At 43.0% G+C, this 26110-nt stretch carries 22 protein-coding genes, 1 riboswitch and 1 other annotated feature; of the genes, 2 read left to right on the plus strand and 20 right to left on the minus strand.

Features of this window, described 5'->3' with window-relative positions:
- Window positions 1–69: 69 nt before the first annotated feature.
- A riboswitch (Lysine riboswitch) is annotated at window positions 70–246 on the minus strand.
- A 61-nt stretch (window positions 247–307) separates the two neighbouring features.
- The 12 genes from uvrC to zapA all read right to left on the minus strand — a co-directional run bounded on the left by uvrC (window position 308) and on the right by zapA (window position 14132).
- Window positions 308–2080, minus strand: a complete 1773-nt coding sequence (gene uvrC, locus ACYP5M_RS09840; protein ID WP_230176777.1) for an excinuclease ABC subunit UvrC — start codon at window positions 2078–2080, stop codon at window positions 308–310.
- A gap of 103 nt (window positions 2081–2183) precedes the next feature.
- Window positions 2184–2498: a thioredoxin gene (trxA, locus tag ACYP5M_RS09845; protein ID WP_101222840.1), complete on the minus strand. Its 315-nt coding sequence runs from the start codon at window positions 2496–2498 to the stop codon at window positions 2184–2186.
- Window positions 2499–2684: 186 nt separating this feature from the next.
- Window positions 2685–3662, minus strand: a complete 978-nt coding sequence (locus ACYP5M_RS09850; protein ID WP_098370029.1) for an electron transfer flavoprotein subunit alpha/FixB family protein — start codon at window positions 3660–3662, stop codon at window positions 2685–2687.
- Window positions 3663–3733: 71 nt separating this feature from the next.
- Window positions 3734–4507 (minus strand): electron transfer flavoprotein subunit beta/FixA family protein, encoded by a 774-nt coding sequence (locus ACYP5M_RS09855; RefSeq protein WP_101222842.1) that lies wholly within the window; start codon window positions 4505–4507, stop codon window positions 3734–3736.
- A 125-nt stretch (window positions 4508–4632) separates the two neighbouring features.
- Window positions 4633–5406: an enoyl-CoA hydratase gene (locus ACYP5M_RS09860; RefSeq protein ID WP_427571797.1), complete on the minus strand. Its 774-nt coding sequence runs from the start codon at window positions 5404–5406 to the stop codon at window positions 4633–4635.
- A 125-nt stretch (window positions 5407–5531) separates the two neighbouring features.
- Complete coding sequence (locus ACYP5M_RS09865) at window positions 5532–6119, minus strand: TetR/AcrR family transcriptional regulator (RefSeq protein WP_101222845.1); 588 nt, start codon at window positions 6117–6119, stop codon at window positions 5532–5534.
- A gap of 200 nt (window positions 6120–6319) precedes the next feature.
- Window positions 6320–8017, minus strand: coding sequence for a long-chain-fatty-acid--CoA ligase (locus ACYP5M_RS09870; RefSeq protein WP_427571795.1), 1698 nt, complete (start codon window positions 8015–8017; stop codon window positions 6320–6322).
- A gap of 524 nt (window positions 8018–8541) precedes the next feature.
- A complete protein-coding gene (locus ACYP5M_RS09875) occupies window positions 8542–8949 on the minus strand; it encodes a DUF350 domain-containing protein (protein ID WP_034309012.1) in 408 nt (135 codons plus the stop codon).
- A gap of 65 nt (window positions 8950–9014) precedes the next feature.
- Window positions 9015–11369, minus strand: a complete 2355-nt coding sequence (locus ACYP5M_RS09880) for an endonuclease MutS2 (protein WP_459734992.1) — start codon at window positions 11367–11369, stop codon at window positions 9015–9017.
- 35 nt (window positions 11370–11404) lie between these two features.
- The gene (polX, locus tag ACYP5M_RS09885; RefSeq protein WP_459734993.1) at window positions 11405–13123 is read right to left on the minus strand and encodes a DNA polymerase/3'-5' exonuclease PolX; all 1719 of its coding nucleotides are present in this window, start codon (window positions 13121–13123) and stop codon (window positions 11405–11407) included.
- 198 nt (window positions 13124–13321) lie between these two features.
- A complete protein-coding gene (locus ACYP5M_RS09890) occupies window positions 13322–13867 on the minus strand; it encodes a CvpA family protein (protein WP_101222851.1) in 546 nt (181 codons plus the stop codon).
- 4 nt (window positions 13868–13871) lie between these two features.
- A complete protein-coding gene (gene zapA, locus ACYP5M_RS09895) occupies window positions 13872–14132 on the minus strand; it encodes a cell division protein ZapA (protein WP_048678967.1) in 261 nt (86 codons plus the stop codon).
- Between the two features lie 173 nt (window positions 14133–14305).
- Here zapA and rnhC point away from each other — a divergent pair, with 173 nt between their 5' ends.
- Entirely contained in the window at window positions 14306–15265 is a 960-nt protein-coding gene (gene rnhC / locus ACYP5M_RS09900) for a ribonuclease HIII (RefSeq protein ID WP_230176771.1), read from the plus strand.
- A 175-nt stretch (window positions 15266–15440) separates the two neighbouring features.
- On the opposite strand, the gene pheT is transcribed toward rnhC, so the two are convergent.
- From pheT to ACYP5M_RS09915, 3 genes are all read right to left on the minus strand, one after another.
- The gene (pheT, locus tag ACYP5M_RS09905; RefSeq protein WP_459734994.1) at window positions 15441–17855 is read right to left on the minus strand and encodes a phenylalanine--tRNA ligase subunit beta; all 2415 of its coding nucleotides are present in this window, start codon (window positions 17853–17855) and stop codon (window positions 15441–15443) included.
- A 29-nt stretch (window positions 17856–17884) separates the two neighbouring features.
- Entirely contained in the window at window positions 17885–18925 is a 1041-nt protein-coding gene (gene pheS / locus ACYP5M_RS09910; RefSeq protein WP_098370018.1) for a phenylalanine--tRNA ligase subunit alpha, read from the minus strand.
- A gap of 58 nt (window positions 18926–18983) precedes the next feature.
- Window positions 18984–19226 (minus strand) — a binding site (T-box leader).
- A 43-nt stretch (window positions 19227–19269) separates the two neighbouring features.
- Window positions 19270–20028: a TrmH family RNA methyltransferase gene (locus tag ACYP5M_RS09915; RefSeq protein ID WP_101222854.1), complete on the minus strand. Its 759-nt coding sequence runs from the start codon at window positions 20026–20028 to the stop codon at window positions 19270–19272.
- Window positions 20029–20150: 122 nt separating this feature from the next.
- On the opposite strand from ACYP5M_RS09915, the gene sspI reads away from it, so the two are divergent.
- Window positions 20151–20360 carry a small acid-soluble spore protein SspI gene (gene sspI / locus ACYP5M_RS09920; RefSeq protein ID WP_057911488.1) on the plus strand — a complete coding sequence of 70 codons (210 nt, stop codon included), beginning with the start codon at window positions 20151–20153 and terminating at the stop codon, window positions 20358–20360.
- Between the two features lie 16 nt (window positions 20361–20376).
- Here the strand turns inward: sspI and ACYP5M_RS09925 are convergent, their stop codons facing one another.
- The 5 genes from ACYP5M_RS09925 to glcD all read right to left on the minus strand — a co-directional run bounded on the left by ACYP5M_RS09925 (window position 20377) and on the right by glcD (window position 26045).
- Entirely contained in the window at window positions 20377–20760 is a 384-nt protein-coding gene (locus ACYP5M_RS09925; RefSeq protein WP_101222856.1) for a general stress protein, read from the minus strand.
- 393 nt (window positions 20761–21153) lie between these two features.
- A complete protein-coding gene (locus ACYP5M_RS09930; protein WP_459734995.1) occupies window positions 21154–21966 on the minus strand; it encodes a YflT domain-containing protein in 813 nt (270 codons plus the stop codon).
- A gap of 169 nt (window positions 21967–22135) precedes the next feature.
- Entirely contained in the window at window positions 22136–23065 is a 930-nt protein-coding gene (locus tag ACYP5M_RS09935; protein ID WP_459734996.1) for a YsnF/AvaK domain-containing protein, read from the minus strand.
- Between the two features lie 245 nt (window positions 23066–23310).
- Window positions 23311–24636 carry a (Fe-S)-binding protein gene (locus ACYP5M_RS09940; protein WP_459734997.1) on the minus strand — a complete coding sequence of 442 codons (1326 nt, stop codon included), beginning with the start codon at window positions 24634–24636 and terminating at the stop codon, window positions 23311–23313.
- Window positions 24633–26045 (minus strand): glycolate oxidase subunit GlcD, encoded by a 1413-nt coding sequence (gene glcD / locus ACYP5M_RS09945; protein WP_434167522.1) that lies wholly within the window; start codon window positions 26043–26045, stop codon window positions 24633–24635. The genes ACYP5M_RS09940 and glcD overlap by 4 nt, the downstream gene beginning before the upstream one ends.
- Window positions 26046–26110: the final 65 nt, after the last annotated feature.

Genomic DNA, 26110 nt, shown 5'->3' on the forward strand with positions numbered 1-26110 from the left:
TTTTAGGCAATAAAAAAAGCAATGAGAAATATCTCATTGCTGTGATCACATATCTAAATACTGTAAACACAGTGAGATAGCTCTCCAGGATATAAACCCTGACAATCCGACATTTATTAAATGTCGGACCAGGAAAACAAGGTATGAGTCTTGTCTTCCTTCGGCGTCATCCCCTTTCAAAACCTTTCATGGAAGCTCATACTTCTCCAGGTTTTTACTCTTGAATTCCGCACCTCTATCAGCACTTTTAAGTTGTCTAGTTAAAAATTCTTTTTAATCATAGCATAGAGATTTATCGGTAGCAAGATTATTCTTGTAATTTTCTAACGATTCCCTCTGCTACCCCTTTTGGCATGCCAGCTTCCATGATTTCCTCGGCGGTTGCCTCTTTGATTTTCTTCAATGATCCAAAATGCCTTAATAATTGCTTCCTTCGCTTTTCCCCGACTCCTGGAATATCATCAAGCTGGGAGTGAACTGCATTTTTCCCGCGTAGCTGGCGATGGAATGTAATCGCGAACCGATGGACTTCATCCTGAATTCTTTGCAATAGGTAAAATTCCTGGCTCCGTGAATCAAGAGGTACGATTTCAAGCGGATTTCCGATCATCAATTGCGAGGTCCTATGCTTTTCATCCTTAATGAGGCCTGAAAGTGGAATATCAAGGCCCAATTCATTTTCCAGAATATCCCGAACGGCTTCCACATGTCCCTTTCCGCCATCAATGATGATCAAGTCCGGAAGCGGCAGCCCTTCTTTCAATACCCGTGAATACCTTCTTCTGACCACTTCACGCATCGATTCATAATCATCAGGCCCTTGGACCGTCTTGATCTTATATTTGCGGTACTCCCTTTTTTCCGGCTTTCCATCAATGAACACGACTAAAGCGGAAACTGGGTCACTTCCCTGGATGTTGGAGTTATCGAAAGCTTCAATTCGATGCGGGGTGTAGATACCCAGTTGCTTCCCGAGGTTTTCCACCGCATTGATCGTTCTTTCTTCATCCCTTTCAATCAAAGAGAATTTTTCCTGAAGCGCGATGGAGGCATTTTTATTCGCCAATTTAAGCATGTCTTTTTTCGCTCCCCGTTTCGGGTGAATCGTTTTGACACCAAGCAGCCCTTCGGCCATTTCGGCATCCACTGATTCAGGCAGCAAGATTTCCTTTGGTTTAAAGTGGTTCGTAATCTCGTAAAACTGACCGAGGAATGTAAGAAGTTCCTGTTCGGGTTCATCGTAGACCGGAAAAAGTGAAACATCCCTTTCTATTAATTTACCCTGCCGGACAAAAAATACCTGAACGCACATCCAGCCTTTATCATAAGCAAAACCAAATACATCCCTGTCGATGAAATCTGTCGTCATCATTTTCTGCTTCTCCATCGTAATATCGATATGGGCAATTTTGTCACGGAACTCCTTGGCCCTCTCGAAATCGAGATCTTCCGATGCCTCCAGCATTTTTTCAGTCAGTTCTTTTTTTATTTCAGTATGCCCGCCGTTCAAGAACCTGTTGATATCATCCACCATTTTTTTATATTCCTGTTCCTCTACATCATATACACATGGGGCCAGGCACTGGCCAAGGTGATAGTAGAGACAAACGCGATCAGGTAAAGTATTGCATTTTCTTAGGGGATAGATGCGGTCGAGCAATTTTTTCGTTTCGTTAGCTGCAAATGCATTCGGATAAGGACCGAAATATTTACCTTTGTCTTTTTTGACTTTTCGCGTAATGATTAGACGTGGGTGGCGTTCCGCAGTCAGCTTTATGAAGGGATACGTCTTATCATCCTTCAGCATGACATTATATTTTGGGTCATGTTTTTTGATTAAGTTCAACTCTAAAATAAGAGCCTCGATATTGGAAGAGGTGACAATATATTCGAAATCCTCAATTTCATTCACGAGCCGGAATGTTTTTCCGTCATGAGATCCCGTGAAATAAGAACGGACACGATTTTTCAACACTTTCGCTTTGCCTACATAGATGATCGTTCCCTGACGATCTTTCATTAAATAACAACCAGGTTGATCGGGAAGAAGGGCAAGTTTATTCTTTATTTGTTGATTCATGCATTCAGCCTCCTGTTCTCCCTTTTTTACAATTATTATATATCAAGATAGCGAAAAAAGCTTCAAGTCCGCAGACTTGAAGCTTTTTTTAGCTAACCTACTATTACGCGTGTTTTGAAATAAGTTCAGCAAGTGCTTCTTTAGGTTGGAAACCAACAACCTTATCAACCACTTCACCGTCTTTAAGCACGATTAATGTCGGGATGCTCATCACACCAAATTTTCCAGCTGTTTCTTGGTTTTCATCCACATCCACTTTTACGATTTTTGCTGTATCGCCAATTTCAGTATCAAGCTCTTGAAGAACAGGAGCGATCATTTTACAAGGTCCGCACCATGGAGCCCAAAAATCTACAAGAACGACACCTTCGCTAGTATCTGTTGTGAACGTTTGGTCAGTTGCATTTATAATTGCCATATATATTTCCTCCTCAAATTTACTCAAATAACTAAAGACAGTATATCATTGTTGCTCGAATCGATGCTAATATTTTGCTTCAGTGGTAGGATGTCCAAAAAAAGAGTAAATATGCAGGCCAAATAAAGGGGCAAGACATGTATCGGCTTATGCCAAATGTCTTGCCCCTCATCTGTATTATTTCTATTACGCGTTAACTTTAAGTTTTTTGAATTCTTCCGTTAGTAACGGAACGACTTCGAAAAGGTCTCCGACAATTCCATAATCCGCCACATTGAATATGTTAGCTTCCGGGTCTTTATTGATCGCAACGATAACCTTGGAGTTGGACATCCCAGCTAAATGCTGGATCGCACCGGAAATTCCGCAGGCGATATAAAGGTCAGGTGTTACGACTTTACCCGTTTGCCCGATTTGCAGAGAGTAATCGCAATAATCCGCATCACATGCTCCGCGGGAAGCTCCTACCGCTCCGCCAAGAACTTGTGCCAGTTCCTTTAATGGTTCAAAACCATCTTCACTTTTCACGCCGCGGCCACCAGCGATGATTACTTTCGCTTCTGAAAGGTCGACCCCTTCACTGGCTTTTCTTACAACATCTTTAATGATTGTACGTAGATCCTTGATATCCACACTTAATGTAGAAACATCACCAGAGCGGGACTCATCTTTCGCTAATGGTTCGATATTGTTCGGACGGATTGTCGCGAATATCACGCCATCTGTTACAATTTTCTTTTCAAATGCCTTACCGGAATAGATCGGACGGGTGAAAACGATATTTCCGCCTTCTTCTTCAATGGATGTAACGTCAGAGATCAATCCTGATTCAAGCTTTCCAGCCAATTTTGGTGCAAGGTCTTTTCCTAGGGCCGTATGTCCAAAGAATATTCCTTCTGGTTTTTCCTGTTCGATGACGGCAAGCAAGCTTTGCGCATAACCATCTGAAGTATATTGTTTCAATTGATCATTTTCGACTGCAACAACCCGGTCTGCCCCATACTGGATCAATTCATTTCCGAAATTTTGAACACTGTCACCAACCAAGACACCTACTATTTCCCCGCCATCTGCAGCAAGTTTAGCCGCACCGATAGCTTCAAATGATACATTTCTCAGTGAACCGTCACGAACTTCGCCCAATACAAGAAACTTTCTAGCCATTTATAAAAACCTCCTGTGCACTATTTTATCTTTTTGTCGTGTGTTGTTATTTTGAAAAAGTACCGTTTCGATTAAATCACTTTTGCTTCGCTTCGTAATAATTGAACAAGTTCGCTTACTTGATCACCGATTTCGCCGTTTAATACTTTTCCAGCTTCTTTTTTAGCAGGAAGGTAAATTTCAATCGTTTTTGTTTTTGCCTCAACATCTTCTTCTTCCAAATCCAGGTCATCCAATTCCAATTCTTCAAGCGGTTTTTTCTTCGCTTTCATGATTCCCGGCAATGATGGATAACGTGGTTCGTTTAGCCCTTGCTGAGCCGTTACCAACAACGGAAGGGATGCTTCGATCGTTTCAGAGTCCCCTTCGACATCACGGATAACGCTTACATTTCCATTTTCGATGTCCAGCTTAGTAATGGTAGTAATATAAGGAATTTCTAAAATTTCGGCCACGCGTGGTCCCACTTGACCAGAACCGCCATCAATTGCAACGTTCCCTGCAATGATTAAATCGGCATTTTTATCTTTTAAGTATTCGCCTATAATTTTGGCAGTCGTGAATTGGTCGCCATTTTCAATATCGTCTTCTATATTTATCAATACGGCTTTGTCAGCACCCATTGCCAGCGCCGTACGTAATTGCTTTTCAGCCTCTTCGGTTCCGACGGAAATAACCGTTACTTCGCCGCCTTGTGCATCACGCACCTGGATTGCTTCTTCAACTGCATACTCATCGTATGGATTAATGATGAATTCTGCTCCATCCTCATTAATTTTCCCGTTGGATAGAGTAATTTTTTCTTCTGTATCAAATGTTCTTTTCAGCAGTACATAAATGTTCACGATAATACCTCCCGAATGATTTGAGTTTTGAAGATTATGAATTTTATTGATATATAGTATTGTATTCTACAGATTTCATCAAAATCCTGCATGATATATAAAAATAGTTATTTATACTCGAATCATCATTTCCCTGTGAATACAGCTTCCCTTTTTTCAATGAAAGCGCCGATTCCTTCTTGTGCATCAGCAGTATCGAAAGCTTGGCCAAAGAGGGCTGCTTCCCTTTCCACACCTTTATGGTAGGCATCATGCTTGGAATAATTTAATAACTCTATGGCCGACTTTAAAGCAAGCGGGCTTTTCTTGGCAATTTTATTGGCTAGTTCTTTAGCTTTCGGAATCAATTCTTCATCCGTGAAGGCATGATTCGCCAATCCGCATTGTACAGCTTGGGTACCTGAAATCGGTTCACTTGTAAACAGCATTTCAGCTGCCTTTGCCATGCCCACATAACGAGGAAGACGTTGGGTCCCAGCAAATCCAGGGATTAAGCCCAACTGCAGCTCAGGCAAACCCAGTTTAGCCCTTTCGGTTACCAAACGGATGTGACAGGCCATGGCCAGCTCCAATCCTCCGCCAAGGGCCGCTCCATGGATGGCTGCAATGACCGGTTTTGGGAAAGATTCGATTTTCTCAAAAACAGATTGCCCGTTCTTGGTCAGCTTCTCGAAAGCTTTCCCGTCTTTCACTTCCGTAAACTCCTTAATGTCTGCTCCTGCAGAGAAGAATCTTCCTTCACCATGAAGAAGGACAACCCGTACGGCGTCATCATTCTCAATTTGGTCGAAGGCCTGTGACAGCTCTCCGATGATAGCCGAAGAAAGTGCATTTGCAGGTGCATGATCAATCGTTATAAAAGCCACATGATTTTCGACTGAAAGCTTAAGATATTCCATTTCAATCCCTCCAGGCATACTAGTCAAACTTTTTCGAAAATTAAATATGTATCACTTCCCGATAAAGCTGGAAGCAGAATTAACCGATTCTTTCGAGGATGGCTCGCCATCCTCTATTTAAATCGTTAACTTTTCAGGCCACAGCCGCCAATCAGAAGGCGGTGAACATCAGGTGCAAGGTCTGGGAGCGAATACTTTTGCTCGTTCATGACCCAGGTCGTCACTGTTTCGTCAATCGTTCCAAAAATCATCTGCCTGGCAAGTAAATTATTTAAATCAGGCAGGAATTCGCCGTTTTCTTTTCCTTCTATAATGATTTGATCGATTAAATTTAAATACCCTCTTAACACATCATTAATTCTTAGGCGCAATTCTTTATTCGACTGTCTTAATTCCAACTGAGTGACAATTGCTAAATTCACGTCTTCTGAAAGGTTTTTAAAATGTTTTTGGATGAGCACATGCAGTTTATCCGAAGCAGTGGTCTTTCCTTTTAGCTCTTCTTCGATCTGTTCCACAAAATAGCCCATCTTTTCATGGAATAATGATATTAGGATATCTTCTTTATTTTTAAAATAAAGATATATGGTGCCATCCGCTACCCCTGCCTGCTTGGCGATTTTGGATACTTGGGCTTGATAGTAACCGTTTTGGGCAATGACGATAACGGCCGCATCAATAATTTGATTATACTTAGGTCTGTTGCTTTTCACTGGATGTCCCCTTTCAGAAAATGAATGAACCATCATTCATATTTCTATCATAAAATGATGACCCTTTACTGTCAAGCAAAACTTCTAAGGGGCCTGACATTCCACTTCTGTTCATTGTACAGTCCCCATCCATAGGTTGTCCAGCCGTTTTGCAAAACACGGAGCTCTCTTCCGCTGCTCCGTTAAAAGGGGGTGCATGTTTAAGCTTCTTTTCTTTCCTCGGATATTTTTTTCTTTTCCTCCTCGATTAGGACCCTTCTCAGGATTTTTCCTATCGTCGTTTTTGGAAGTTCATTCCTGAATTCATAGCTGCGCGGCACCTTATAGGAAGCCAGGTTCTTTCTGGCAAATTCATTCAATTCCTCTTCTGTGACCCTCGCATTTTTTTTCAGTACGACATAGGCCTTGACGGTTTCCCCGCGATATGGGTCAGGGATACCTGCCACAACCACTTCCTGTATGGCCTCATGCTCGTATAGCACCTCTTCCACCTCACGTGGATATATATTGAAACCGCCTGCAATGATTGTATCCTTTTTCCTCTCGACTACATAAAAGAACCCCTGCTCATCCATGTAACCCAGATCGCCAGTAAGCAGCCAGCCATTTTTAAAGGTTTTTTCCGTTTCATCCGGACGATTCCAATATCCTTGCATCACCTGTGGTCCTTTTATTGCAATCTCTCCAATTTCATTCGGAGGAAGCTCTTCAAAGTTTTCCAGGGACAGAATCACCGAGTCGGTATCTGGCCAAGGCAGTCCAACGCTTCCTTTTACACGCGGCTGATCCCAAATGAAATTAGCATGTGTCACCGGTGAGGTTTCTGAAAGCCCATAGCCTTCAACAAGCTTTCCGCCAGTAATTTTCTCAAACTGCTCCTGGACCTCTAAGGGCAATGATGCAGAACCGCTTATACAGGCATTGATGGAAGAAAGGTCATATTTGGCGATATCCGGATGGTTCAAGAGGCCAATATACATCGTGGGTGCTCCTGGAAACATGGTCGGTTTCTGTTTTTGAATGGTTTTAAGCGTCGCTTCGACATCAAATTTTGGCATGATGATCATGGTGTTCCCTTCCATGACGGATAAAACCAAAACTGTAGTCATACCGTATACATGGAAGAAAGGCAGAATCGCAAGGATCCTTTCCTCACCACGCTTATTTTTATAAAGCCATGCATTGCACATTTTCGTATTTGCCAGCATGTTCTTATGGGTAAGCATGACCCCTTTGGGAAAGCCTGTTGTCCCACCTGTATATTGCAAAAGCGCAAGGTCATTATCCACATCGATTGGCACTGTGACTTCTTCAGTGATCTTTCGTTTCATGATTTCGGAAAATAAATGATGATTCCCTTCATGCTCCACATTGATGACAATGCCGTATTGCTTTTTTTGGATAAAAGGATAGATAAGATTTTTCGGGAATGGTAAATATTCCTTGATAGCGGTTACAATTATATGTTCTATATCCGTTCTTGATGCCACTGCTGTGACACGGGGAAATAAAATATCCATCGCTAAAATTATTTTCGCTCCGGAATCTTTCATTTGATATTCTAATTCACGTTCCGTATAGGTTGGATTCGTTTGAACCACGACTCCGCCGGCCATCAAAATCCCAAAAAAGCTTATGACACCCTGAGGGCAGTTTGGAAGCATGACGGCAACGCGTTCACCTTTTTGAAGACCGATACTTTTTAAATAGGCTGCAAACTTTAAAGCCGATTCATGCACTTCCCGGAAAGTTAATTCTTTTCCCTGGAAATGAATCGATACTTTATCAGGGAATTCTTCAGCTGATTCCTTCAAAAAAGAATAAAGAGGTTTATCTTCGTACGACAAAACAGCGGGTATCTGTTCCGGATAAATAGCTTGCCATGGCTTATTGCTCATTTGCCCCCTCCTTCTGAATATTCTCAATACTCTTAATCATTATAATACAATCGGGATTTTCTTACAATTGCCGAATTTCAGAGTATAAAGACCTTATGATGAGAAGCAGACCAGTATATATCCTATGCCAACCACAGGGAACGAAATACATTAAAAGAGAGAAAAAAAAGGAGTGGATCCACTCCTTACAGACTGTAGACAAATTAGGGTAGAACCAGTTTACCTTCAATTCTAGTGAAGGTTTCATCTCATATAAGTTTGCATGCACGGTAAAGCATTAAGCGATAATGCTTCAATCTTTTGTATCAATTTGGAGTGAGCCATATTTCTCTTCCTTTGCCGTAAAGTCTATTTGACCAATGTTATTTCTAACTTTTGTAAGAGTTCAAATAAAAGAAGCGGCACAATGGCCGCTTCAATTGAAGAATGTCATATAAATGATTCCAAACAGAAAAAAGATACCGCAACAAACAATTAATACTTTTGCAAGTTTCTCCACAGCTTACTCCCTCTCATGAAGGGCATTAAGAAATTCCGGCGCCGATGACAAAAGATAATGCGATTGATATGATCATCGATAGGAATCCAACTGCCCGATTATCTTTTTGTATTTCTTCATCTATTTTAAATCCAGGAGTCATAAATTCAAAAATGAAATACCCGATTAACAGCAGGACAAATCCGTATACGCCCCAGCCAATCATGGTAAGAAGCGAATTCTGATGGAGAATGGACTGTTGGAATACATAGGCGATCCCAAATATTTTACCACCTGTTGCCAATGCGACAGAAAGGTTTCCCTGTTTGATTTCCTCCCAGTTCTTGTACTTTGTGACAAGTTCAAAAATGGCTAAAAAAACAATCATGCACAAAATAACGACACTGTAACGAGCAGCTATATATACATATTCATTTTCCCACATGTTCTCCATGGTCCAACTCCCGAATGGTAACTAGCCACCCGGCTTGGCTAAATAGCCGGAGTGACCGCTTTCCTTTATTTAAATTCCACCACCGTAACACCTGTTCCGCCTTCACCGGCTTCCCCGAAGCGAATCCTATTGACAGAGCGGTGATTTTTCAAGTATTCCTGGACTCCGGACCGAAGAGCGCCCGTTCCTTTACCATGAATGATGGAAACACTCGAATAACCGGCCAAAAGAGCATCATCAATGTACTTTTCCACTCTTGAAATTGCATTTTCAAAGCGTTCTCCACGGAGGTCAAGTTCCACGCTAACATGATAATCGCGGCCTTTGATTGTGGTAAGCGGCTTTGTTTCTTTTACTTTTGTGCTCTTGATGAATTCCAGGTCAGACTCCTTCACCTTCATCTTCATGATGCCGATCTGAACCTGCCATTCATTATTTGAGACCTTCTCAATCAAGTGACCTTTTTGACCAAAGCTTACTACCTTAACTTCATCTCCAGGTTTCAAGCTTTTATCCAGCGGCTTAGCAGCTTTATTTGACGTTTTTTTCACTTTAGGCGCTGCTTCTTCAAGCCGCTTTTTGGCATCGATCAGTTCATGCTCTTTAACATCGGCATGCTTTTCCAGTCGCAGTTTACGTAAATCGGCAATGATCGCTTCCGCTTCCTTTTGTGCATTTTCAACGATTGCTGCTGCCTGTTTTGCTGCCTTTTCGACCATCGCATCCCGTTCTTCATGGTACTCATCAATTTGCCTTTGAAGGTCTTTATGAAGAATTTCCGCCTCTTTCAGGTGATTCTTGGCTTCCAGCTCCTCTTCTTCAGCCTTCTTGCGGCTGTCCTCAAGGGATGCTATCATATTTTCAACTTTATTCGTGTCCTCACCAATATGACTGCGGGCGCTGCTTATCACGCTTTCTTCCAAACCAAGACGCTTGGAAATTTCAAAAGCATTACTCCGCCCTGGTACACCGATCAAAAGTTTGTAGGTGGGACTCAAGGTTTCCACATTAAATTCGACGCTTGCATTAATGACGCCTTCCCGATCATATCCATACGCTTTTAATTCCGGGTAATGTGTCGTTGCAATTACACGTGCTCCGCGCTTATACACTTCATCCAAAATGGAAATCGCCAAAGCGGCACCTTCCTGTGGATCTGTTCCCGCTCCAAGCTCATCGAATAAAACAAGGCTGTCATAATCGACATGCTTAAGGATATCGACAATGTTGACCATATGCGAAGAGAATGTACTTAAGCTTTGTTCAATCGACTGTTCATCGCCAATATCGGCATAAACAGAAGAAAACACAGCCGTTTCGGAACCATCCAGCGCAGGGATTTGCAGACCCGACTGGGCCATTAACGTACAGAGGCCTATCGTTTTCAGGGTAACCGTCTTCCCTCCTGTATTCGGACCGGTGATGACGATTGTCGTAAATTCATCACCAAGAAAAATATCATTGGCTACGACAACATCACTCGGAATGAGCGGATGTTTCGCTTTGAATAATTTCACGCGTCCCTCATTATTCAGAATCGGCTTGGATCCTTTTATCGCTTTTGCATATTTTGCCTTGGCAACAAGGAAATCGATTTGTGCAAGCACTTTGACATTATGAAGCAATTCAGGGGTGAACGCACCGACTTTTTCCGATAGTTCAACCAATATCCGTTCTATTTCCTGCGTTTCCTTCACACGGGTTTCCTGCAGGGCATTATTCAGTTGAACAATTGCTTGCGGTTCAATGAACAACGTCTGCCCTGATGATGATTGATCATGAATGATCCCGCCATATACACTGCGGTATTCCTGTTTTACCGGGATGACGAATCGATCATTCCGGATGGTGATGATGGCATCGGATAACATTGTTGATGCATTTGAAGAACGGATCATACTTTCTAGTTTTTCCCTGACGCGACTTTCGTTCGTCCGAATTTGGTTTCTTAGGGTACGAAGCTTGTCGCTGGCAGAATCCATCACTTCGCCATGTTCGCTTACTGCAAACGTAATTTCCTGTTGCAAATCTATCAACGGATGAAGGGAATCGATATATTCAGCTAATAGCGGAACATCAATTTCCTGCTCTGCGAGTTCTTCGAAAAAACGGCTGAGGATCCTGCCGGCACGAATCGTACTCGCAAGTTCCATCAGTTCCATCGGTGAGAGCATTCCGCCAATCTGTGCCCTTTTTGCATGTGGACGGATATCGAAAATCCCGCCCAATGGCAAGTTACCTTTCAACCGGACGATTTTGGCTGACTCATCTGTTTCTTCCTGCCATCTCGACACTTCTTCAAAATCCGTGGAAGGCATTAATTGCTCTGCCTTCTCTTTTCCTATGGATGAGGATGCGTGTGAGATTAATTGTTCTTTTATTTTATGAAATTCCAATGTCTTTAAAGCTTTTTTATGCATGGAGTTAAAGCTCCTCCTTATTTATGGGCAAATAGTTAATCATTTCTCTTTAAAAACGCCAATAATCCATCCGTATCCCTTGCATTAAGAACCGTTGATTCTTTAATCCAGCCCTTTTTGGCTGAGGAGACCCCAACAGGCATATGTTCAAGCATGTCGATGCTGTGGGCATCCGTATTGATTATGATAGGAACTCCCGCTTCTTGCGCCTTGCGCAGATGGGGAGGTGCCAAATCCAATCGGTTCGGATTCGCATTCAATTCCAAGGCGGTATTCGTTTCACGAGCCAGTTCGATCAGCATCTCTATATCCACATCATATCCGGCGCGTCTGCCAATGATCCTTCCCGTTGGATGGGCGATGATATCTACATGCGGATTATTCAGAGCCGTTTTTAAGCGCTCCATGATCGTTTCCCGCGGCTGTGAAAAGCTTGAGTGAATCGATGCGATCACCAAATCCATCTCTGCAAGCAGCTCATCGTCATAATCAAGTGTCCCATCAGGAAGTATATCCATTTCAATCCCTGAAAGAACGGTAAAGTCAGCGTATTTTTCATTAAGTTCATGGATGATTCGTTTTTGTTCTCGTAAACGTTCCGCGGTCAAGCCGTTCGCCACTTTCAGATATTGCGAATGATCGGTGATGGCCATATATCGATACCCTTTTGCACGGCATGCTTCAATCATTTCTTCAATCGTATGAGCCCCATCACTCCATGTGGTATGCATATGCAGATCACCTTTAATGGCCTCTAAAGATATGAGAGATTCATTAGCATCATAATGCTCGACTTCCGTTCCATCTTCACGTATTTCTGGCGGAATGAAAGGAAGGCCAAAATGGTTATAAAATTGTTCTTCCGTTTCAAACGTCAATACATCACCGGTTTCAGTCACTTCCACCCCATATTCGCTGATTTTCTCTCCGCGATCTTTAGCAAGCTGGCGCATCCGCACATTGTGATCCTTCGAACCTGTAAAATGATGGAGTGTCGTGATGAATTCCTTATCCTTAACGATTCGGAAATCAACAGAAATATCATATTCATAATCAAGCACGACCGATACTTTTGTATCACCGGCCGCAATTACCTGCTTTATCCCTTTTATTGCTAGCAGTTGATTTTTAACCTCTTCGGGATGATCTGTCGAAATGATGAAATCTAGGTCCTTGATCGTTTCCCTCATGCGCCGGATGCTGCCGGCCCTGGAAGAACGGATGATGTATTCCATGTTAGCAAGGGCCGTTTCAATATCAGCCGCAATCGGCCTCATGAAGGCAAGGGGGAGTCGATCGGGCCTTGAACCCGCCTCGGCAATTGCAGACAGGATCTTCTCTTCCGTTTTTTTGCCGAAACCGGCAAGCGCCGCGACCCTGCCTTCTTCACAGGCGATTTTAAGATCATTCACATCTTTGACATGCAGCTCTTTATGAAGCTTGGCAATTTTCTTCCCGCCCAAACCTTGAAGCTGCAAGAGCGGAATCAATCCTTTTGGCACCTGCTCCTGAAGCTCTTCAAGTACAGTCGATTTCCCCTCATTTATATACTCTTCGATGACGGATGCCGTTCCTTTCCCGATTCCATTTAAAGCGGTAAAATCTTCGATCTCCGACAGGCTCCGGTCATCCGTTTCCAAGGCGCCTGCTGCCTTTCGGAAAGCTGAAACCTTGAACGGGTTCTCTCCTTTTAATTCCATATATATTGCAATTTTTTCTAATAATTTAATGATATCTTTTTTATTAATAGTCATTTAATTCACCGCCGGAAAAATTAGTAGGGTCTCCCATGTTCACTTTCTTAAAGATACCTTTCTTGGAGGTAAAGTACAAGCAGTCCGATTCTTAACTTAGGGGGAATTACATGCTGCTACATAAAAAGGGGCCTCCCCCGTTCAAAGTATAGGAATCCAGGACTTTGAGAAAGGGAGGCAGGCCCACTTATACTGACATTAAGATTGTTTTAGATCATGAAACCAAAGTTCCTTCACCTGCTCGGATAGGAACGGCGTATGTTTCACGATCGATTCTGCCAGAAACGAGCCCGTTAATGGTTTCTGGATTGAATCCATTGGCAGCATGGCAGCTATATATAATATAATAAACATGATAAGATAGACTTCGAGAAAGCCCAATATCCCTCCACCCCAGCGATTCAGCTGCTTTAATATCGGAAGATGGGTAATGAAGTTGAGCATGGATCCTATCATTTGCCAAAGAATCTTGGCAGCAAAGAAAATGATTGCAAAGGCAATTGCATTGTAATACGCCGTATCAAGCCCGACTGTATCGAAAAACATATTAAGGGTCGAGGAATCTCCCATCGTTGGAAAAGGAATCCACAATTTCAAATTGGGAGCAAGATCTCCGTAAAATACATAGGCGACGATGAAGGCTACTATGAACCCTGTCATATGAACCGTTTGTAAAATGAAGCCACGCTTTAAACCGATTAATAAACCGATTAAAAGAATGGCCAGAATTGCTAAATCAAGCATGTACTCAGTCCTTCTCTCTCTTTAATTCCAGTTGAAGCTGGTCTAATTCATCTTTTAATTTAATATATTCGTGGATGGTATTCACGGCCGTTAGCACCGCTAGCTTACTTGTATCCAAGTATGGATTTTTCATCCTGATCTCTCTCATTTTTTCGTCAACCATCGAAGCGACCAGGCGCATATGACTTGCGCTTTCTGTGCCGACGATTGTATATGGTTGTCCGTATATATCAACTGTTGTTTTATTTCGTTTATCGTCTGACAAAATGATGCCCCCAATCTAAACAATCCTAATTCTATCATATCACGAAGTTTTTCGTCATGAAAGAGAGTACATCGTCATTTCTCGCATAAAAATTTCAATAATTTGTCAAACGAAAACGAATTTTAGGAAGAGGATTACCTAATAAACAAAATGAAGTTAGGAGCTTACCCATTATGTCCCATGTTGTTTTACTTATCAGCCCTGAACAAATAAAGGCTATGAAGTCCCACTATTCTTCATCCTTGGCCGCCAAGCTGCCGCCCGGGAGCATCTTTTCCGCCAAACCGCCGTTATGTACGGTGACCGCCTATAAATCTGGAAAGGTGCTTTTTCAGGGTAAAAATGCCGAGCTAGAAGCAGTAAAATGGCAAAATGGCACCACTGCTGCTGCTCCAAAGAAAAAAACGACATCCTCTGCATCAGTCAATGTCCATCGATATTCGCCGCCTGCAAATATCGGAACCATGTCTGTGATTGGATCCGATGAGGTCGGAACAGGAGACTATTTCGGCCCGATCACCGTCGTAGCCGTATATGCAAAAAAGGAACAACTAGCCCTATTAAAGGAGCTTGGTGTCCAGGATTCCAAAAATCTCAAAGATCCACAGATCATCGAAATCGCCAAACAGATTAAGGATGTAGTGCCATTCAGCCTGCTCACATGCGACAACCCGAAATATAATGCGCTCCAGGCAAAGGGAATGTCACAAGGAAAAATGAAGGCACTCCTCCATAACCAAGCAATCAAGAATCTCATGCAAAAAATCCACCCGGAACAAGCGGAAGCGGTCCTTATTGATCAATTCGCCCAACCAGAGGTATTTTTCAATTACCTTAAAGGGCAAGAACTATTTCAAGCCAACGCCACCTATCTATGCACAAAAGCGGAAGGCATACACCTTGGAGTAGCAGCCGCATCCATCCTGGCCCGATATGCATTCGTGAAACGCTTTGACTTGCTGAGTGAAAAGGCCGGATTCAAAATCCCTAAAGGAGCCGGATTTGCAGTCGATGAAGCGGCCGCAAGATTGATTCATGAAAAAGGAATCGATTCATTAAACGAATTCACGAAAACCCACTTCGCCAATACAGAAAAAGCGAAGCGACTATATCAACAGAAATATCATAAATAGAAGAAAGCGGCTGATCTTTTGGAAAAGCCGCCTTTTTCTCATGAGTTCGCGCTTTTTACTGTGAGTTTGCGCCATTTACTCGTGAATTATCGCAATTTACTCGTGAATTTGCACTATTTACTCGTAAAATCCTAAAAGACAGCTCCCCAAGATTCAGGGAGCTGTCTTTTTGGTTTTATCCTCTTAGCTCTGCGCCAGCTTTTTCTTTAACGGCTTCAAGCACTTTATCATGTGCTTTTGTAATGTCCTCGTCCGTTAGAGTACGTTCCGGGTCGAAGTATTTCAGTGAGTAGGCAATGGATTTCTTGCCTTCCTCCATTCTTTCACCTTCGTATAAGTCGAAGATGCTTACTTCTTTCAGCAATTTGCCACCGGCTTCTTCAATAATTCCCTGAATGTCCCCGGCTTTCGTAGCTTGATCCACAACGAGCGCGATATCGCGTGTGGTTGATGGATAGCGCGGAATGGTTTGATAAGCAATCGGCGCGACTTCGGCTTCTGCCAATGCTTTTAAGGAAAGTTCGAAAATGTATGTTTCTTTAATATCCAAGTCTTTTTGGACAGTTGGGTGCACTTGGCCGATAAAGCCAATCACTTCACCATTCAATAGTACTTCCGCTGTCCGTCCTGGATGCATGTCGTTGATTTCCGCTTGGCGGTAACTGATTTGATCAGCTAATCCAAGTGTGTCGAATAATGCTTCGATCACGCCTTTGGCTACAAAGAAATCCACTGGTTTCTTTTCACCTTGCCATAGATGTGACTCCCATAGGCCTGTGATTGCTCCAGCAATATGTTCTTTTTCTTCAGGCAGCACTTGTTCGTCACGCTTAAAGAATACCGAACCGATTTCATACAGTGCCAGTGAATCAATTTGGCGGGCATTGTTATATTTCACGACTTCCAGCAATTGAGGCACGATGCTTAAACGCAGCTGGCTCCGTTCTTCACTCATTGGCATTGCTAATCGTATGGATTCTCTTGCTTCCAATGCAAATTGGGACGCTTTTTCCTGGCTTGTCAGTGAATAGGTCACCGCTTGATAAAGGCCTGCGCCTTCAAGTGTACGGCGTGCCTTCCGCCGTTTAATTTGATAGTCAGTCAATTGGCCTGGGGTAGCAGAGCCGATTGGAAGTGTAGCGGGAATGTTATCATATCCATATAAACGTGCAGCCTCTTCGACTAAATCAGCTTCAATCGTAATATCACCACGGCGCGTCGGGACTGTGATTGTGAATGTTTCATTGTCAAGTTCAACGCCGAATTGCAGACGTTTGAAGATTGATTCCACAACTGATACGGTCATGCTTGTGCCAAGAAGTGTGTTGATTTTTTCAAGAGTGATGCTAATGACTGCAGGTTCCATTGTCAATTCGTCAACTTCTGCTGCTCCTTGTAAGACTGTTCCGCCTGCATATTGCGCAATCAATTGTGCAGCACGTTCTCCAGCTTCACGTACACGTGCTGGGTCGACGCCTTTTTCAAAGCGGGCACTGGCTTCACTGCGTAATCCATGGTCCTTCGATGCTTTACGAACTACTGTACCTGCAAAATATGCACTTTCAATAATGATGTTCGTCGTATCATTTTTAACTTCGGAATCAGCTCCGCCCATCACACCAGCTATCGCAACAGGCTCGCTGCCATTTGTGATCACTAAATGGTCAGGTGTCAAAGTGCGTTCAGTTTCATCCAATGTTACGATTTTTTCAGCATCCTTCGCTCTGCGGATGACGATCTCCTTTGAACCAAAGCGGTCATAATCAAAGGCATGGAGCGGTTGGCCGTATTCAAGTAAAATGTAGTTCGTGATATCCACGACATTATTATGAGGTCGGATACCTGCAGACATCAACCTAGTCTGCATCCAAAGCGGTGAAGGGCCGACCTTTACATCCTTGATGATTTTAGCCATGTATATCGGGTTATCTTCTTTCGCTTCCACTTTGACACTGATATAATCAGTTGCTTTTTCAGGTGCCTCTTCTTTCTCGACAACCGGCCATTTCACTTCCCGGCCTAGAATGGCTCCCACTTCGTACGCAACACCAAGCATGCTCAAAGCGTCGGAACGGTTTGGAGTCAGCCCAAGTTCCAGCACTTCATCACTTAAACCAAGTTCCTCCAATGCATCTTTCCCTACTTCCACATCATTAGGAAAGACGAAGATACCTGTAGCATAGTCCTTGGAAACGAGCTTGGATTCGAAGCCCAATTCCTGAAGCGAGCAAATCATCCCGTGCGATTCCTCTCCGCGAAGTTTCGCTTTCTTGATTTTGAAATTACCTGGAAGGACCGCGCCAACAGTAGCGACTGCGACTTTTTGGCCTTTATCGACATTCGGTGCTCCACAGATGATCTGAACGGGATTTTCAGCCCCGATATCAACTTGGCATTTATTCAATTTATCCGCATTTGGATGCTGTTCACGTTCTAGGACATGCCCGATGACGACCCCTTTTAGCCCTTCACTTTTCTTTTCTACCCCTTCAACCTCAATGCCGCTTTTCGTGATTTTGTCAGCTAGCTCCGTCGCATTGATGCCTGAAAGGTCAACATAATCTTGTAACCATTTATATGACACAAACATGGTAGGTCCTCCTTTTTAAAATAAAAAATTTATGCTTCGTGATGGTTGAATTGTTTTAAGAATCGGACATCATTCGTATAGAAATGACGGATATCGTCCACGCCGTACTTCAACATGGCAATCCGTTCCACACCGATTCCAAATGCGAATCCAGAGTATTTCTTGGAATCGAAGCCAGCCATTTCAAGGACGTTCGGATGAACGATTCCACCGCCAAGCACTTCGATCCAGCCTGTTTGTTTACAAACGCTGCAGCCTTTACCGCCGCAGATTTTACAAGAAATATCGACTTCGACGGAAGGCTCGGTAAATGGGAAGAAACTAGGGCGAAGACGGATTTCACGGTCTTGCCCGAATACTTTTTTCGCAAATACGTCTAGTGTTCCTTTCAGATCGCTCATGCTGATGTTCTCATCGATGACCAAGCCCTCAATTTGCTGGAATTGATGGGAGTGTGTCGCATCATCGTTATCACGGCGGTATACTTTTCCTGGGCAAATGATTTTAACAGGACCTTGACCTTTATGTTTTTCCATCGTTCTTGCTTGAACAGGTGACGTATGCGTACGCATCAGGATTTCATCCGTGATGTAGAAGGAATCCTGCATATCACGTGCCGGATGGCTTTTTGGCAAGTTAAGTGCCTCGAAGTTGTAATAGTCGCTTTCAACTTCAGGACCTTCCGCGACGGTATAACCCATACCGATGAATAAGTCTTCGATTTCTTCCACGACACGCGTTAAAGGATGAAGGTTCCCCTTGTTTACCGGACGTCCTGGAAGTGTGACGTCAATCGTTTCAGTTGCTAGCTTTGCATTGACTGCCGCAGTTTCAAGTGCTTTTTGTTTCTCCTCGATCTTTGTTGCGATCGCTTCCCGTACATCATTGGCAAGTGCCCCGATTTTCGGGCGTTCTTCGGCAGATAATTTACCCATGCCGCGCAATACCTCAGTGATTGGCCCTTTTTTCCCTAAATAAGCAACACGGACTTCATTCAGTTCTTTTAATTCGGAAGCGGCGGCAACTTTTTGCAACGCTTCTTCCTGCAGTTCTAGTAAACGTTCCTGCATCATGTCTTCCTCCTTTATTTTCCTTTTGTAAAAATGAACACAAAAAAACCCCGATCCCTAAAGGGACGAGGTTTATGTATCGCGGTACCACCCTTATTAGTGCACAAAACAAAAAAACTTCTGCACTCACTTCATTAAAAATAACGGCTCTTCACCGGAACATTTTTCAGACATCCTGTCTTCCCAATGCCAACTCGAAAGGTGAATTCACTTAAGCAGTGCCATAAAAATGCTTTCAGTCAAGGCATTTTCTCCCTGGATATGGTTAACTAAAGCTACTAGTCTTTGTCATCGTCGTTTCATTATAAAATTCTGTTTTATTATATTATAATTCTTCGGCCGTTTCAAATCGATTTTCGTAAATGGTACATTAAAATCCCGGCAGCAATACCCACATTCAATGATTCGCTTTTTCCGTAGATGGGAATATAAAGGTTTTTAGTCGTTTTCACCAATAATTCCTTTGATACCCCTTGGCCTTCATTACCGACCAGGAGGGCAAAACGAGAAGACTTTTCCACTTCCTCAAATGGCGATGCGCCTTCTAATGCCGTGCCATAAACCGGTGTGCCACCTTGCTTCAGCTCATCGATGATTTCGGAAAGGTTCCCTTTAATGACAGGCATATGAAAGAGGCTTCCTTGCGTCGAACGGACCACTTTGGGATTATACAAGTCGGCACACCCTTCGCCAAGTATGACCGCATCGATTCCAGCAGCATCCGCTGTCCTGATCATCGTTCCAATATTACCCGGATCTTGAACGGCATCGATCAACAATAGCTTATCCGGATTGATGGACGCCATGCTCGTTGATTTCTGTTCACAAACCGCGGCAATTCCCTGCGGGGCTTCGGTATCGCATATCGCCTTCATAATATCATTTTTCACATAAATGAGTTCTGTGCCTTCCACCTTAAAATGGGCAGGCATTTCAGTTTCTTCATTTATTATCACTTCCAAGACGATTTCTTCTTTTAAGGCTTCTTCAACTAAGTGAAAACCCTCGATTAAATATTTACCTGTTTTATCGCGTTCTTTTTTGGTCAAAAGTTTTTTCCAATGCTTAACTTGCGGGTTTTTTACGGATTCGATATATTTCAAGGGTAAACGCTCCTTTAACTTCACACTGATTTTCCTATTATAACGCAATTCGCATACATATTGCATGCGAGTTTGTGAAATGCTATTAATGTCAGTCATTATGTGTTAGAGGAGGAATAATTATGAATTTAAACTTACGTAATGCGATCATCCAAAATGTATCTGGAAATTCGCAAGAGCAGCTGGAAGACACGATTGTCGATGCCATACAAAATGGCGAGGAAAAAATGCTTCCTGGATTGGGAGTATTATTCGAGGTCATCTGGCAAAATTCATCCGAGCAGGAAAAACAGGAAATGATCACTGCCCTCGAAGCAGGATTAAAAAAATAACAGCCTTAGCAGGCTGTTATTTTTTTGATTTCGCTTCGCCAGCCTTAAGTTTTTCGATGGAGACTTCTTCATCAAGCAGCAAGATGAGTTTTTTTGAGCTCACTTCTTCAAGCATCGCTTTTGTCTCAGCAAAAGAGTAGCCATATTTCGTGAAAAAGCTGCGTAAATCTCCAGATCCTTCATCTGTGAAGTAATGGAAAATTTTCAAGAAAAGAGTGTCCTCCTTATCCTGATTGGCAATGATCAGTATATCCGTATGTTCATTTCCAAGCTGCACGTGATTTTTTATATCAGCTGCCACTGTCATTTGGGTGCCAGATATGCCTTTAGCTTTTAAGTCTTGAATTGCAGCAAGTATTTCCGGATTAGAGTCAAAAACACCATATACGTTTTTTTCCATGTTTCTCCCTCTCCTTGTTACTCTACTAAAAATAAAATTCCTTAGTCATTATACCTTGTGGCTTTAACATTAAACAAGCAAATAGTATAGCGGAAATTCGCAACTAATGAACGGGAAAACCCTTTGCCTAAAGGATTTTTAAAAAAAAGCCTGTAGACAAACTAGATGAAGAATCGAGTTTGCCTGCAATTTCTTTATGGCTTGTACAACTTGGACGTTGATTTCCATTCCAGGCACCCGCTCGCTCCAATCAACTATATCAAACCGGAGGATATAAGATGTTGCTTTGGGTCAGATTTTTCGGGAACATAATTTGATGAAAGATATATTTTCCGAAACCCTCTTTATCCACAAACTGAAGAACAGCCTTGTGCAGGCTGTTCTTTTTGCGTATTACAGATTGTCGGTATTGATTCTATTTTTGATGTATTCTTCTTGCAAGCCTTCCTCTTGCTGTCCGCTCGCATTCGGGCTCAGAGTCTGATCCAGTGATCCTTGGGCATCGAGGGCTTTGTCAGTATCGGCAGAAAACGGGTCTGCATGAGGGTCGCTTGCCAGTGTTCCTTCATGATTACCTGGTTTTTGCTTCTTGAATTTTTCCGTGGAGTTCCCCCAGATTTCCCTTTCTTGAGCTCGCTTCGTACCCAGTTCTTCATTTTCAAAGATGTTAGCTGAATTCCCGTGAAGCTCTTCATTTCTTCCTGGCTGTGCTTCCACTTCTCCTGATTGATAGGCATTCGCTGTTGTTTCAGGAAAAAGGTTAGGGTCCGGATTGTTCACCACTCCTGTTTTAAGCGGATTCTCTGCAGGTTCGTCCGTATCCTCGATGTGGTTGGAAGTTATGTTCTCTCGTGCTGATACGGTTTTCGATTCATCTAAAAGAATCAGGAATTTTCCAGCCTCCACTTCATTTATATAAGCAGTGGCTTCACTATCGGCAAGCCCTAACTCACCTAGTCGGTTCCTTATATCTTCAGAACCCTCGTTCAGGAAAAAATGTTTCATCTTATCAATGAAGGAATCCTCATTTAAGTTAGTAACGACTTCGACATCCGGATCACGCTTTTCATTGACGAAATCCAAATCTTCTTTCCTATCAGCCATTACCGTTATTTCTCCTTCATGGACCCCCTTTCCCTTGAGGGATTGTATAGCCTGGATTAGTTCTCTTTCCGTATTAAAAACACCATATAATGTTTTTCCCATGCTTCTTCCTCCTCCTATTATTCCGATATTTCTTCTTATGTGTATTTATACCCTGATGGGTGCTAATTAAACAAAAAGGTTTGCCTTCCCTAGGCTCGAACCTTTAATAAGTCTCTAAAAATCAAAAAGAAGCCTGCAGTTTTAAAACTGCAGGCTTTTTCCTTCAAGCTTAGAAGCGGTCGGTTCTATGTTCAGTTGCCTTTTTCTCATTCACGATCGAATCATCTGTACTATCAAGCTGAATATCTTCCTTTTTAAGAGTATCCTGAACTTGTTCCGTTTCTTGTACAGCATGTTTCTTGATGACAATTTCATCAGTGACGACCGGTTTTTTCGAAACTTCCAATTTTTCTTCAACAACAGGGATCCTGATTGTTTCCCCATCTTCAATGCTCCCGGTTTCCAGATTCGCTTCACGTCCTGAAACTGATCTATGCTCGACTGTCACTTCTTCGTGTTCAACAGGGACATTTATCGTTTTATGCTGTTCATTGACTTCTTTGTTAATGACGACTTCACCTGTCTGAACTTTTTCTTTATCGATGTTCAGCTGTTCTTCGCGTAGTGTAAGCGTCCTTTCATCCTCTGGCAATTCACGGCCGTATCCGTTGACTCCATATACATCTTCTTTATTTAATGCATCGGTTTTTTCAGTGCCGTTAAATAGTTGGTTAGTGGAGTTTGTATCAAGCCTTGTACCGGCAGTGTCCATTGTTCCGGTCGTGAATTTATCTTTTGCCGTTCCAAGATGGCCTTCACCTTCTTCAACCAGAACCAGGACTTTTCCGTTCTCTACATCAAAGACATGTTCAGCCGCTTCACTATTCGAAAGGCCTGCATTCGCCAATCTTGTTGAAAGATCTGCCGTATCTTCCGGCATGAAGAAACGTGCCACCTTGTCCATAAAAGATTCGTCGTTAGGAACATTCGTCATTGTATGAACATCCGTTTCGCGTTTGTGGTTCGTGAAATCCAATGTTTCTTCCTTGTCCGCGACGACAGTAATATCGTCCCCTTCAAAACCCTTTGCCTTAAGTGCATTAATTGCTTGGATCACTTCTGCGTTTGATTCATAAACTCCATATACTGTTTTATTCATTTTACATTCCTCCTTAGGTTTTGTTGTTTCGTTTAGTGGATGCTATATATAAACACTACCCGCCATGGTCCTAAGTAAACGAGGAATCAATATTTCTTTTTTGTTATAACATTTACAATTCGTTCTCAGCACAGAACGCATTTTTTTCTAAAATCCAGACTTTACAAGGGATTCCTCATTTATTAAAATGTAATGTTTAACCAAATAATTACATTTATTTTCTATTTACATTCTTTTTTCTTCTATTATAAAGCCACAGCCTTTATTAGCAGGTCTGCAATATGCACTGCTTTCGTACAATCCCCCAAGTTTTCCCTCTCGATCCCCAATTGCATTTGTAACAAACAGCCAGGGTTTGCCGTTACAACAATATCGGCGTGTGTCGATTTCGTGTTCTCCATTTTAGAGTCAAGAATATTCATGGACATCTCTGATTCAACAATATTATAAATCCCTGCGGATCCGCAGCACCGATCCGCATCCTTCATTTCCCTGAAGTCGATTCCTTCTATCGATTGAAGGAGAACTCGCGGAGCCAATGAGGTGTTCATCACATTCCGTAAGTGACAGGAATCCTGAAAAGTTACCGATTGAGCCGGCAATTTCAAGCGAATCTTTTCCTGGAAACGCAAATCAACAAGTATCTCGCTGATATCTTTCAACTTATTTTTAAATGCGATTGCACGGTCGTGCCATTCTGGTTCAGCTTGGAGCAGATGGTCATAATCTATGAGAAAAGCTCCACAGCCGCCGGCATTCGTAATAATATAATCAACTTCCTCTGCTTCAAAAGCTTCTATATTACGCTTGGCCAGTTGCTTAGCACCTTCTTTTTCGCCACTATGCCCGTGCAGCGCCCCGCAACATGCCTGGGATTTCGGAATCACGATATCACATCCGGCCAGTTGAAGAAGCTTTAATGTGGCCTTGTTCGTTTCCAAAAACATCGTATCCATCAAGCAGCCGGAAAAGAAAGCCACCTTTTTGAGCGGCGTTCCGGTTGCAGGCAGCTTGGTCGGCCTATTTTTCATTTCTGATTTTTTCGGGACTTTCGGCAGCACTTTTTCCATGGTTGCCAAATTTTCCGGAAGCAGGCTGAGGACTCCCGTTTTACGGGCAATGTATTGCAGTCCTGATTTCTGATAGAAGCCAAGCAAACTCGTCATGGCCTGCATTCGCTCCTGGTGTGGGAATAACCCACTAAAGACGGCCTTGCGAATCGTTTTTACAGGGTAACTGTGTTTTTTATTCTGATGGATGATATCCCTTGCTTCTTCGAGAAGATGTCCATATTTGACACCTGAAGGACACACAGGCTCACAAGCCCTGCAGCCGAGGCAAAGACTCAACGAACGTTCTACATCCTCATCAGGCTCAATCACACCATCCGCCACCGCTTTCATAAGTGCGATCCGGCCCCTTGGTGAATGGGATTCCTTTAGCCCCGATTCTATGTATGTCGGGCAATGGGGTAAGCAAAAGCCGCAGCGCATACAATTCAACAATTCATCTTCATTCATTTTTTCCGCGAATTGAATGGCAATGGTTTTCCTTTCCTGAACTGTCGTCATGAAGTAACCACCACTCTTTTCCTGGTTTCCTTGGCAAATACTTTGCCGGGATTCATGATGTTATTGGGATCGAAAGCTTGTTTAATCGCCCTCATTGCGTCAATCCCTTCTTTCTTCAGCTTCCATTCAAGATACGGGGCCTTCATCGCTCCTACACCATGTTCACCGGTAATCGTCCCGCCAAGGTCGATAGCCGCGGCAAAAATGTCGGCAAAAGCGAGCTCCACCCTCTCCATTTCCTCATGATCACGAGCGTCGGTAATGCACGTTGGATGCAGGTTCCCATCCCCAGCATGACCAAAAGTGCAAATATCCACGTCATGCTTGTCTGCGATTTCATTAATTGCTTTAACCATTTTGGCAATTTCCGAGCGGGGAACGGTGGCATCTTCCAAAATGGTTGTCGGCTTGAGGCGTGCCAGTGCGGAAAGGGCTGTCCGTCTTGCTGTTTTCAAGGCGACAGCGTCAGATTCCGTTTCGGCAATTTCCACTGAAACCGCCTTCTCCTCTAGACAGATATCGGCCATCCTTTTCATATCACGTTCCACCACTTCAGGCGGCCCATCCTGTTCAATCAGCAGGACCGCTTCCACATTGGTGGGCAAACCGATTTTCGCGAAGTCTTCAACAACTATCAAAGTCGGCCGATCCAGAAATTCCAATGTAACAGGAATGATTTTATTTGAAATGATCTTGGCCACTGACTGGGCTGCAGCATCCAGATCTTGATATAAGGCAAGCATCGTCTTTGTCGTTTCCGGCATGGGGATCAGCTTTAGGATCGCTTCCGTAACGATTCCCAAGGTCCCTTCCGATCCGACAAATAGTTTCGTTAAATCATATCCGGCTACGTCTTTGGCAAGCTTGCCCCCTGTTCGAATGATGTCCCCTTTCGGAAGGACAACTTCAAGCCCGATGACATAATCACGGGTGACTCCGTACTTTAATCCTCGCAGTCCGCCAGAGTTCTCATTAATGTTGCCGCCAATCGTGGAGATTTTCATCGAACTCGGATCCGGCGGATAAAACAATCCTATCTCTTCAACTGCTGAAATCAAGTCCAATGTGATGAGCCCAGGCTGTACGGTAGCCGTTAAGTTCTCCTCATCTATTTCAAGTAATGAATTCATTCGATTGAATAAAAGGACAAGCCCACCCTCTGTCGGGCAGGTGCCTCCGCTCAAATTCGTCCCAGACCCACGTGGAACGATCGGAACATTATATTCGTTACAAACTTTGACGATGGCTGCGACTTCAGCTGTGCTGCCCGGTTTAATGACAGCATCCGGCATCGCTTGAAAGCCTGGCGTTGCATCATATGAATAGACTAGACATTCCACTTTCGAGTCATCGTAATTCTCCTGACCGACGATGGTAAGAAGTAGCTGCTTAACCTGTTTTGTTAACATGTACATCCTCCTCATAAACATAGGAAATTTCGAGATTTTTTATATGTTGTAAGTATAAGAAAAAA

Source organism: Peribacillus sp. N1 (assembly GCF_054600815.1).